The sequence below is a fragment of the Dietzia cercidiphylli genome (assembly GCF_014145145.1).
Lineage (GTDB): Bacteria > Actinomycetota > Actinomycetes > Mycobacteriales > Mycobacteriaceae > Dietzia > Dietzia natronolimnaea.
This window is the reverse complement of sequence record NZ_JAALEA010000173.1, coordinates 1-10,593: the sequence shown is the minus strand read 5'-3', so window position 1 is coordinate 10,593 and position 10,593 is coordinate 1. Positions and strand designations below refer to the sequence as shown.

The window sequence follows — 10,593 nt, the reverse complement described above, 5'->3', positions numbered from 1 at the left end:
CCCCCGCGGCCGCGGGCACGCCGTCGGGTGCGGGCGTGCCGTCGGGTGCGGGCTCCGGTCGGGGCACGTCGAGGGAGTACGGGTCGGCGCCGGCGAACGGGTTCGGGGCGAGTCCGACGTACCCCTCGACACCCGCCATCCGGTTGCCGAACTCGGTACCGAGGAGCATGGTCTCCGCCAGGCGCGGCATCGTCGCGTCAGCGTGAATGTAGAGGTTGGCGTAGTCCCCGCGCAGGAAGTTGTCGATACCCGCCTGCGGGAACGGGAAGGTGATCAACGAACTGAGCACCCGGGTCATGTCACGCCCGGCGTTCGCCAGCCCCTCGAGCACCGGGGTGAGATCGCGGAGGTTGTCCACGAGATCCTGTCCGCCGCCCGCATCGATGACCTGGTTGGCCTTGTTGCCGAAGTCGCCGAGCGAGACCAGGGCCGTGGTCAGCTGCTGCTTCTGATCATTGATCAACGTCAGCGCCTCCGGCATCTGGGCCAGGGCCCGGGCGAGGGTGTCGTTCTGCTCGTTGATCTGTCGCGACAGACGGTCGAGCCCCTCCATCGCGGCGATGATGTCGGCACGCTGGTCGTCGAGTCCGCTGACGGTGGTGTCCAGCTGCGTGAGGACCTCGTTGGCGTCGATCTCGCGGCCGTCCAGGGCGGTGTTGAGCTCGGTGGCGATGGTCTCGAACTGGGCCAGGCCGCCGTCGGTGAGGACGACCGACAGCGCCGACAGGGTCTGCTCGGTGGTCGGGTAGACACCGGCGCGGGCCAGCGGGATGACGTCACCGTCCGCCAGTGTGCCCTGCGGGTCGCCCTCCGGCGGCGGGAAGAGCTCGAGGTGCTGGGAGCCCAGGAGGCTGGTCTGCCCGATCTTGGCGTGGGCGTTGGCCGGGAGCCTGACCTCCTCGTTGAGGCTGATCGTGACGATCGCGGTGTAGTCCTCCACCCGCATGGCGGTGATGGAACCGACGTTGACATCGTTGACCCGCACCGGGGAGTTGCGGGTGATGGTCGTGACGTTGGGCATCTCGATCGTCACCTCGTAGGCACCCTCACCCTTGCCCTGGGCCCCGGGGAGCGGAAGGGAGTTGAGACCCTGCCACGAACACCCGGCCCCCGAGAGCAGGACCACCGTGCCGAGCGCGCCGACCGCCCGCAGGCGGGATCCGGATCCGTTGCCGAGCATCAGGCACCTCCCGTCACGAGCAGGGTGTCGGTGAGGTTGTCCCCACGGTTGACGACGTTGACCAGCGGGTCCGGGCGGTCCGACACCGGCTGCACACCGGGCGGGGTCCGGGTCCCGGGCTTCTGGGAGTCCCAGATCTGGTGGGGCTCGGCGGTCGGGGTGATCGGCGGGGTGACCGCGCCGTACGGGTAGTTGGAGGTCAACGAGTTGAACAGCGGACCCATGTACTCGGCGCACAATTGCGCATCGGACTCGGCGGTGTTGTTGGCCAGGCCGGCGATGGCGCCGCAGATGAAGTTGGTCGGGTTGGCCATCTGGTTCATGGCCAGGACACCGGTGAGCACACCCTGGTACGGCCGGTAGATGTTGTAGAAGTTCGACATCGCCGTCGGCCCCACGTGCAGCACGCCCTCCAGTTCCGCCCGGCGGTCGCGGACGACCTCGGTCGCCCGGCCCAGCTTGTCGACACCGGTGGTGACACGGTCGCCGTGGTTCTCCAGGAACCGGTTGATGTCCATCACCGCCAGATCGAGATCGCGCAGGGCCGCATCGATGTCCGCGGTCTGGTCGCCCAGCACCTGGGAGACGCTGGCGAGCCTGCCGCCGAAGGAGACGATCTGATCCTCGCTCTGGGACAGAGCCGTGACGAAGAGCTGCAGGTTCTTGAGGGTGGTGAAGAGGTTCTCCCGGCCGTCGGACAGCAGCGACATGGTCTGCGAGACCTCGTTCAGGGCGTCCCGGATCTCCGCCCCGTTACCGTCGAACATGGCGTCCGCGGAGTCCACGAAGTCGCTCATCGGCCCGGTCTGCTCCCCCTCCTCGGGCCCGAGTGCCGACGAGAGTTTCATGAGTTGGTCCTTGACCCCGTCCCACTCGACCGGGACGGCCGTCCGCTCGACGGGGATCGTCCCGCCGTCGGGCATCTCCTCCCCACCGGTGAAGGCGGGGGTGAGCTGGATGAAGCGCTCGGCGACGAGGGACTGCGCGACCAACAGTGCGTTGGCGTCCGCCGGGATGGCGACGTCGCGATCGACCTCCATGGTCACCTTGGACTTGCCGTCCTCGGTGGCGATGTCGGAGATGCTGCCGACTCGCACACCCAGGACCCGCACGGTGTCGTCCTCGTAGACACCCCGGGTGGACGGGAAGTAGGCCGTGATCGTCTTGGTGCGGGCGGTGAAGAACCACACCGCGCCCACGACGATCGCGATCACGGCGAGCAGCGCCACGACCTTGGCCGCGGTGGAGGACAGGAGTCGACTCATCGGGGCAACCTCTTCTCGCCCCAGCCGGGGTGCTCGTCCATGAACGTCAGCTCGGGAGTACCCGGCATGGTGGGTTCACGGACCAGACCTGGTTCAGGCTGGACGCGGTCGTCGATCAGCGGCATGACGTCCCGGAGGATCGTCTGCTGGTAGTGGCCGAGGGACAGGTTGGATATGTAGGCGTTGAACCACGGGCCGGAGGCGACGGCGTCGCCGAGCGCCGTGGAGAAGGGGACGATCCGGCGCAGGCCCAGGTCGATGTCGTCCTTGTTGCGGATCAGTAGATCGGAGACCTGCTCGAGCTTGTCCAGGGCGGGCCCGAGTTGGGCCTCGTTGTCCTGGACCAGCCCCGACAGCTGACGCGCGAGTTCGTCGATGTTCATGATGAGCTCGCTGAGAGCACGACGCCGCAGGTCGAGTTGTGTGAACAGGGTGTTGCCGTCGACCATGAGCTGGTTGATCTGGTCGCTGCGCCTGCCCAGCACATCGGTGGTACCGGCCGCCTTCTCGAGCAGTTGTCGGACCCCCTCGTCGCGTTCGTTGAGGGAGCGGGACAGACGGGTGATCCCGTCGATCGCACCCCGGACCTCGGGAGACGACCCCTCCATGGTCTCGGCGAGAACGGTCAGGGCCTCGTCCACCTTGTCGGTGTCCATGGCCTCGACGGTGTCGCTGAGGTCGCCGAGCGCCGACGTGAGCGAGTACGGGACGGAGGTCCGCTCGATCGGGATCGTGTTGTCCTCGAGATCTCCCCGGCCGTCCGAGAAGACGCCGAGCGCGCGGCGGCCGAGAATCGAGTCCGTCTTGATCTGCGCGGAGGTGTCGGCACCGAGTTCGACACCCCGGTTGATGGCGAAGCGCACCCTCACCCGGTCACCGTCCAGCTCGATCTTGCGGACCGTCCCGACATTCATCCCGGCGACCTGGACGTGGTCCCCGGTGTCGAGACCCGCGGCGTCGGCGACGTAGACGGTCGCGTCGCGCATGCCGTTGACGTAGGGGATGCGGTCGTAGTTGAGGGAGATCCCCATCAACGCCACGGCGCCCACTGCTCCCCACACGCCGAGCTTCTTGGGATCGCGGTCTCGGAACCGGAGTTGACCGCGGGGCGCCTTGGGGGGCGCCTGGCTTGAATCGTCACTCATCGGGGAAGGCACACCGTCCCGTCGTCTGCTCGTACTGCGGCATGTAGAGCCCCTGCCCGGTGGCGGGGTCGGTGATCTGCACGATGTTGCCGCACAGGTAGAACTGGAAGAAGCTGCCGTAGACGCCCAGCCGACCCATCTTCTCGAAGTCACTCGGCAGTCGGTTGATCACGTCCTCCACGAAGGGCTCGTCCTCGTTGATCAGTGTCGCCACCCTGTCGAGCTGCGCGACGTCCTCGCGCAGGGCCGGCCGGACATCCGCCAGGAGGGTCGTCATGTTGGCGCTCGCGTCGTTGAGGCGCGAGACCGACTCACCGATCGGTTCGGAGTTGGCGGACAGCCCGGAGACGAGCTGCTGGAGGTCGTCGACGATCGAATCCACATTGTCCTGGTTGTCCGCCACCGTGGTGAGCACTCCGTTGAGGTTGGTGATCACGTCGCCGATGAGCTGATCGCGGTCCGCCAGCGTCTGTGTCAGGGATGACGTCGCGGCGAGCAGGTCCTGGACGGTCCCCGACTCCCCCTGGAACACCTTGACGATGGACTCGGAAAGCTGGTTCACCTGGCCGGGATCGAGCGCCTTGAACAGCGGTCGGAACCCACCGAGGAGCGCGTCCAGATCCAGGGCCGGCGATGTCTGGGACAGCGGTAGCGTCCCGCCGACCTCGAGCGGGGACTGGTCACCCTCCCCGCGTTTGAGTTCCAGGTACCGGTCCCCGGTGAGGTTCTCGTAGCGCACCATCGCCTCGGTGCTGGTGTGGACCACCTGGTCCCCGGCCACCGAGAACTCCACGGCGGCGGTGTTCCCCTCCGCCAGTTCGATGCTGGCGACCGTGCCCACCTCGACGCCGGCGATCCGCACCTTGTCCCCCGGTTCGAGACCGGAGACGTCGGTGAAGGCGGCGTTGTAGTCCTCGGTGTCACCCGACCGGTACTCGCTGAAGACCACCACCAGACCGATGAGGACCAGCGCCATCACCGTGGTGAACAGCGTCAGCTTCACCACGGTGGCGCGGAGGTCGCGCGCTGCCGCGCGCCCCGCGCTCACGGGGTGCCCCCGTCCATGCCGAGCATGACCTGCAACAGGGTCGGCGGGGCGGGTACCCCGGGGACGGTCGGACGGAGCGGACCGAAGAGCGGCGCGGGGCGAGAGGTGAACACGTCGGGCATACCCTCCACGGGGTTGGAGCCGGTGTCGGTGACGACGAACGGGGCGTGGACGTCCGGGTCCGGGAACGGCAGTCCGTAGCAGTTGGGCCCGGTGCTGGCGTTGACCTTCGGGAGGTCCTTGGGGTACTCGTACGCGCGCGCACCCTGCTGGAAACCGGCCTTGAACACGAGGCCCGGCTGGTCCTTGCCACCGAAGGCGGACATCGCGCCCTCGACACCCTGGTTGAGCCCGACGATCAGACAGGTCAGCATGGGCGAGTACTCGGCGAGCAGGCTGGTGGACGCCCGCAGGTCCGACAGTGTCTTGACGAGCTCGTTGCCGTTCTCCGACAGCAGCCGCTTGCCGGTCTCCCCGGTTCCGATGCTGGAGGCCAGCAACTGCTCGAACCGGGCCTGGTTGTTGACCACATTGGCGCCGACGTCCGTGCCGGAGTCGAGCAACCGCATCAGGTCGGGCGTGACGTCGGCGTAGAGGTTGGCCACCCGGGACCCCTTGGCCAGGTCGCGCTGGAGGGTCTCGATCTGCGGGTTGATCTCCTGCAGGTAGTCGTTCAGATCGGTGATCGTGCGCCCCACCTGCTCGCCCCGGCCGTCGACAGCGCCCGAGATGGCGCCCAGCGTGGCGTTGAGCTTCTCCGGCTCGATCGCCTCCAGCAGGACGGTGAGGTCCTCGAAGAGGGTGTTCACCTCGGTGGTGACGTTGGACGTCTCGACGACGGCCCCGGCCTCGAGGGCCGTCGGGGCAGGGCGCGCCGGGGGTTCGAAGTCGACCGACTTGGCTCCGAAGACCGTATTGGACCCGATCGTCACGACCGAGTTGGCCGGGATCGCCTCGAGAGCGGCGGGATCCACCTCGATGTCGAGGGTCGCACCGTCGAACTCCTGGCGGATGTCGGTGACATTGCCGATCTCGACGCCACGCGAACGCACCTTCGCGTCGGCCTCCATGACCAGACCCGCGCGATCGCTGCGCACGGTCAGCGGCACCCGGTCGTCGAAGGCGCGCACGAACATCAGGAGCGAGAGCGCGACCACGACGACGATGAACAGCGCCAGGCTCGCGGCCGCGATGCGCCTGGGCACCGCGTCGCTCTGACTCACCGTCCTCGCCATCTGTGTCTCCTATCCCGACAGGTTGAAGTTGCCGTCTCCGCCGTAGATCGCGAGGGAGACGAGAAGGGTTACGGTCACCACGGCGATGAGCGAGGTGCGGACGGCGTTTCCGACGGCGGTGCCGACTCCGGCGGGACCGCCGGCCGCGTTGTAGCCGTAGTAGGTGTGGATGAGCATGATCGTGATGGCCATCGCGATGGCCTGCACGAAGGACCACAGGATGTCCGTGGGGATGAGGAACGTCGAGAAGTAGTGGTCGTAGACGCCCCCGGACTGTCCGTAGATCTCCACGGTCGCGAACCGGCTCGCCAGGAACGAGGCGATGACGGCGAGGGAGTACAACGGCACCACGGCGATCATCCCGGCGACGATCCGCGTGGAGACGAGGTAGGTGACCGAGTCGATCGCCATCACCTCGAGTGCGTCGATCTCCTCCGACACGCGCATCGCGCCCAACTGGGCGGTCGCACCGGCCCCGATTGTGGCCGCCAACCCGATGCCGGCGATCACCGGGGCGGCGATTCGCACGTTGATGAACGCCGCGAAGAAACCGGTGAGCGCCTCGACCCCGACATCCGTGAGCGACGAGAACCCCTGGACGGCGATCACGCCGCCGGTGGCCAGGGTGAGGAACCCGACGATCACCACGGTGCCGCCGATCATCGCCAACGCGCCCGTACCCATGGCGATCTCGGCGATGAGCCGCAGCGTCTCCTTGCGGTAATGCGTGAGCGCCCGCGGCGTGGCCAGCAGCGCTCGCCAGAAGAACAGGGCGATGCCGCCGAAATCGTCGATCCTGCCGACGGTGTGGTGCCGGGCCCGCGCGAGGCGCGGGAACCGGGTGGTCTCGATGACGGTCACCTCACGCCCCCAGGACCTTGACACCCACGGCGGTCACCACGGTGTTGACGACGAACAGCGCCATGAACGCGAAGACGACGGTCTCGTTGACCGCGTTGCCGACCTCCTTCGGACCACCGCGGACATAGAGCCCCTTGTAGCAGGCGACCAGCCCGGCGAGCATCCCGAACAACCCGGCCTTGACCTGCGCGAGTATCAACTCGCCGAGGCCGGTGAGCAGCGTGATGCCGTTGACGAAGGCCCCCGGGTTGACTCCCTGGAGCAACACTGAGAAGAGGAACCCGCCAAGGATGCCGATGGTGCACACCAGCCCGTTGAGCAGGAGGGCGACGAAAGTCGACGCCGCGACCCGGGGCACCACCAGGCGCTTGACCGGATCGATGCCGAGCACCTCCATCGCGTCGATCTCCTCGCGGATGGTGCGCGCTCCGAGGTCTGCACAGATGGCGGTCGCGCCTGCGCCGGCGACGATGAGCACGGTGACCATGGGGCCCACCTGCGTCACCGCGCCGAGAGCGGCTCCGGCGCCGGACAGGTCGGCCGCGCCGATCTCGCGCAGCAGGATGTTGAGCGTGAAACTCACCAGGACCGTGAAGGGAATCGCCACCAGAACGGTGGCCAGCATCGAGACGCGGGCGATGAACCAGGACTGCTCGACGAACTCCCGGCCCTGTCGCACGATCGTCGGGAAGGAGACGAAGGTGTCCAGCGTCATGGCGACGAAGTCGCCGATCCCTCTGAGCGGCGCATCGATAACCCTCGCCATGGCGCCCCCTCCTGTCTTTCATCCCCCGGGCCACGCGCGATCGGCCACCGTGGCCTGGACTACCCCGGCCTGAACAAGTGACCGTTTCGTGTGATCCCGATTACACAGTATCTAGAACGCGTTCTATCTGGCAAGGGCTTCCCCATCCCCCCGACCGGTGCCCCTGCCAGCTCGTGTCGGGGGAATCTAACACGCCCGACACACCAATAAGTCGTCCCCGGCGCGATCGATGTCGATCACGCCGGGGACGGGCCCGCCACTCAGAGCTTCATGATCTCCGCAGCGGAGAAGGACTTGCCCTCCGGGCGGCCTGACCAGTGCCCGGAGATCGCATCCGCGAACTCGCGACGGTCCCATACGCCGCCCTCTGCGTCGAACCTCTTCTCCACGACGGGCGCCTCCACGAGCGCCACCATCCCGCCGTATACCACGAACAGCTGACCCGTGACGTCCGCGGCAGCGGGCGAGGCCAGGTAGGACACGAGGTCCGCGACCCGGTCCGGCGAGAGCGGATCCGGCCCTTCGGAGGGGTCCCAGGGCTCGAAGACCGCCTCCGTCATCCCGGTGCGACCGCGCGGGGCGATCGCGTTGGCGGTGCAGCCGATGCGCTCCAGCACCCGCGACGCGGACAGCGTCAGCGCGGTGATCGCGGCCTTGGCCGCGCCGTAGTTGGCCTGGCCGGGCGGGCCGAAGAGCCCCGCCTCCGACGAGGTGTTGATGAGCCGGCCGTAGACCGGCCCCCCGGACTTCTTGCTCTCCTCGCGCCAGTGGGCGGCCGCATTGCGGGTGAGCAGGAAGTGACCGCGCAGATGCACCTTCACGACCGCGTCGAAATCCTCGTCGGAGAGGTTGAACAGCATCTTGTCGCGCGTGATCCCGGCATTGTTGACCACCACGTGCAGCCCACCGAGCTTGAGGGCCTCGGCCACCATGGCGTCGGCGGTCTCCCGCTCGGAGACGTCGCCCACGACGAGTGCCGCCTTGGCTCCGGCCGCCTCGATGTCCGCGATCACCGCGTCTGCGGCTTCACCGGCGCGGATGTCGTTGATGACCACCGCGGCCGCGCCCGACCTGGCGAGCTCGACCGCCTCGGCCGCGCCGAGACCCGAGCCGGACCCGGTGACCACGGCGACCCGCCCGTCGAGTGAAAGGTCCGCGTCGAGCTTCTCCCGACCCATCCCCGCGGTCACTCCGCGGCCTTCAGCGCGGCCATCGGGCACTTCTCCACAGCCTTGAGTGCGCGCTTCTGCAGGTCCTCGGGGACCTCGTCGACGATCACACGCACGACCTCGTCGTCGTCGTTCAGCTCGAAGACCTTCGGCGCCAGGCCGACGCACACGGCCTGCCCCTCGCAGCGGTCGGGATCGACTTCAATCCTCATGCCGTCCTCCTCGGTCGCACCCACGGCCACCATGGCCGCGAGATGGTTGGATACTATGTGAGACACGACACTAGAACGTGTTCCACTCACCGATGAGCTTAGGGCATATGGACATCACCTACACCACCGACCAGGAACGTCTGCGCGGGGAGTTGCGCGAGTATTTCTCGGCACTGATGACCCCTGAACGACGCGAGGCCTTCACCTCCACCACCGGCGAGTACGGGCACGGCGACGCGTACCGCGAGATCGTCGCGGAGATGGGCCGAGACGGCTGGCTGACACTGGGGTGGCCCGAAGAATTCGGCGGGAAGAACCGGCCGATGATCGAGCAGCTCATCTTCACCGACGAGGCCGCGATCGCCGGCGTCCCGGTGCCGTTCCTCACCATCAACTCCGTGGCGCCCACCATCATGGCGTTCGGCTCCGACGAGCAGAAGAACTACTTCCTGCCCCGGATCAGCCGCGGTGAGCTGCACTTCGGCATCGGCTACTCCGAGCCGGACTCCGGCACCGACCTCGCGTCGCTCCGCACGCGGGCGGTCCGCGAGCCCGGGACCGGTGAGCACGAGGGCGGCGAGGTCTACCGGATAAACGGTCAGAAGATGTGGACGTCGCTGGTGGCGTACGCCGACTGGATCTGGCTGGCCGCGCGCACCGATCCGGACGCCAAGCGCCACAAGGGCATCTCCATGATCATGGTGCCCACCGACGCCGAGGGCTTCTCGTGGACCCCGGTCCACACGATGGCCGGCCCGGACACCAGTGCCACCTATTACCAGGACGTGGTGGTCCCGGCGAGCAACCTCGTGGGCCCCGAGCACGGCGGCTGGCCGCTCATGACCAACCAGCTCAACCACGAGCGCGTCGCCCTGACCTCGGCGGGGCCGCTGCAGGCCTCACTGCGGCAGGTCGTGCAGTGGGCGCGCACCACCCGCTCGGCGGACGTCGGCATGCCCGGGGACGGCACCGTCATGGACAACGAGTGGGTGCGGACCCACCTGGCCCGCGTCCACGCGATGGCCGAGTACCTGGCCCTGCGCAACTGGGAGATCGTCTCCGCGGACACCGCCGCGCCCACCCGCATCGCCGCGTCGGCGACCAAGGTGTACGGGACCGAGACGGCGTGCGAGGCCTACCGGTTGCTCATGGAGGTCCTCGGATCGAGCGGCTACCAGCGCTCCCACTCCCCGACCGCCGCCCTGCACGGGCGCATCGAGCGCCTCCACCGATCGGCGCTCATCCTCACCTTCGGGGGCGGCACCAACGAGGTGCAGCGCGACATCATCGCCACCGCCGGATTGGGGCTGCCCCCGGCGCCACGTGTCGCCCCCGCGCCGTCCGCCAGCACCGCCCGGAAGGAGCGCTGACATGGATTTCTCCGTCGACGACACCACCGCGGAGCTGGCCGCCCTCGTCCGTGACATGGGCGAGCGTCTGGTCACCGACGACTCCCTGCGAGAACTCGACGCCCGGTTCGGCCCCGGCACCGAGTCCGGCGGAACCGACCGCGACACCGCCCGGTTCCACGCCCGATACTGGGAGGAACTGGTCCGGGCCGGCGTCCCGGCCGCCCTCGCCCCGGAGTCGATCGGCGGCGCCGGGCTGGGGGTGATCGGCGAGGCCCTGGTCCTACGCGAGTTGGGCCGGGTCGTCGCCCCGGTTCCCCTGTCCCCCGCGATACGCGCGGCCCACCTGCTCGAGGCGGCCGG

Annotated in this window: 11 protein-coding genes; 2 read left to right on the top strand and 9 right to left on the bottom strand. The window is 68.2% G+C overall.

What is annotated here, in order from left to right; genetic code table 11:
- The 9 genes from G6028_RS06835 to G6028_RS06795 form a co-directional block, all read right to left on the bottom strand.
- A partial coding sequence (locus tag G6028_RS06835; protein ID WP_182658416.1) for an MCE family protein occupies positions 1-1,180 on the bottom strand: 1,180 nt, incomplete at its 3' end.
- A complete protein-coding gene (locus tag G6028_RS06830; RefSeq protein ID WP_119191916.1) occupies positions 1,180-2,445 on the bottom strand; it encodes an MCE family protein in 1,266 nt (421 codons plus the stop codon). The genes G6028_RS06830 and G6028_RS06835, both read right to left, overlap by 1 nt.
- A complete protein-coding gene (locus G6028_RS06825; RefSeq protein WP_182658415.1) occupies positions 2,442-3,590 on the bottom strand; it encodes an MCE family protein in 1,149 nt (382 codons plus the stop codon). Before G6028_RS06825 ends, G6028_RS06830 begins: the two co-directional genes overlap by 4 nt.
- A complete protein-coding gene (locus G6028_RS06820) occupies positions 3,583-4,638 on the bottom strand; it encodes an MCE family protein (protein ID WP_182658414.1) in 1,056 nt (351 codons plus the stop codon). The genes G6028_RS06825 and G6028_RS06820 overlap by 8 nt, the downstream gene beginning before the upstream one ends.
- Positions 4,635-5,861: an MCE family protein gene (locus tag G6028_RS06815; RefSeq protein WP_338404162.1), complete on the bottom strand. Its 1,227-nt coding sequence runs from the start codon at positions 5,859-5,861 to the stop codon at positions 4,635-4,637. Before G6028_RS06815 ends, G6028_RS06820 begins: the two co-directional genes overlap by 4 nt.
- 21 nt (positions 5,862-5,882) lie before the next feature.
- Positions 5,883-6,725 (bottom strand): MlaE family ABC transporter permease, encoded by an 843-nt coding sequence (locus G6028_RS06810; RefSeq protein ID WP_371607075.1) that lies wholly within the window; start codon positions 6,723-6,725, stop codon positions 5,883-5,885.
- 10 nt (positions 6,726-6,735) lie between these two features.
- Entirely contained in the window at positions 6,736-7,500 is a 765-nt protein-coding gene (locus G6028_RS06805; protein WP_096906016.1) for an MlaE family ABC transporter permease, read from the bottom strand.
- Between the two features lie 260 nt (positions 7,501-7,760).
- Positions 7,761-8,678, bottom strand: a complete 918-nt coding sequence (locus G6028_RS06800; protein ID WP_067712141.1) for a 3-oxoacyl-ACP reductase — start codon at positions 8,676-8,678, stop codon at positions 7,761-7,763.
- A gap of 8 nt (positions 8,679-8,686) precedes the next feature.
- Entirely contained in the window at positions 8,687-8,881 is a 195-nt protein-coding gene (locus G6028_RS06795) for a ferredoxin (RefSeq protein WP_067712138.1), read from the bottom strand.
- 107 nt (positions 8,882-8,988) lie between these two features.
- On the opposite strand from G6028_RS06795, the gene G6028_RS06790 reads away from it, so the two are divergent.
- Together G6028_RS06790 and G6028_RS06785 are read left to right on the top strand one after the other, a co-directional pair.
- Positions 8,989-10,251: an acyl-CoA dehydrogenase family protein gene (locus G6028_RS06790; protein ID WP_096906017.1), complete on the top strand. Its 1,263-nt coding sequence runs from the start codon at positions 8,989-8,991 to the stop codon at positions 10,249-10,251.
- A 1-nt stretch (position 10,252) separates the two neighbouring features.
- On the top strand, positions 10,253-10,593 hold a 341-nt coding region (locus tag G6028_RS06785), incomplete at its 3' end, for an acyl-CoA dehydrogenase family protein (RefSeq protein WP_182658412.1).

Coding starts and splice junctions, on each gene's coding strand:
- G6028_RS06825 (WP_182658415.1), bottom strand. CDS start 3,590: ATGAGTGACGATTCAAGCCAGGCGCCCCCCAAGGCGCCCCGCGGTCAA.
- G6028_RS06795 (WP_067712138.1), bottom strand. CDS start 8,881: ATGAGGATTGAAGTCGATCCCGACCGCTGCGAGGGGCAGGCCGTGTGC.
- G6028_RS06830 (WP_119191916.1), bottom strand. CDS start 2,445: ATGAGTCGACTCCTGTCCTCCACCGCGGCCAAGGTCGTGGCGCTGCTC.
- G6028_RS06800 (WP_067712141.1), bottom strand. CDS start 8,678: ATGGGTCGGGAGAAGCTCGACGCGGACCTTTCACTCGACGGGCGGGTC.
- G6028_RS06805 (WP_096906016.1), bottom strand. CDS start 7,500: ATGGCGAGGGTTATCGATGCGCCGCTCAGAGGGATCGGCGACTTCGTC.
- G6028_RS06790 (WP_096906017.1), top strand. CDS start 8,989: ATGGACATCACCTACACCACCGACCAGGAACGTCTGCGCGGGGAGTTG.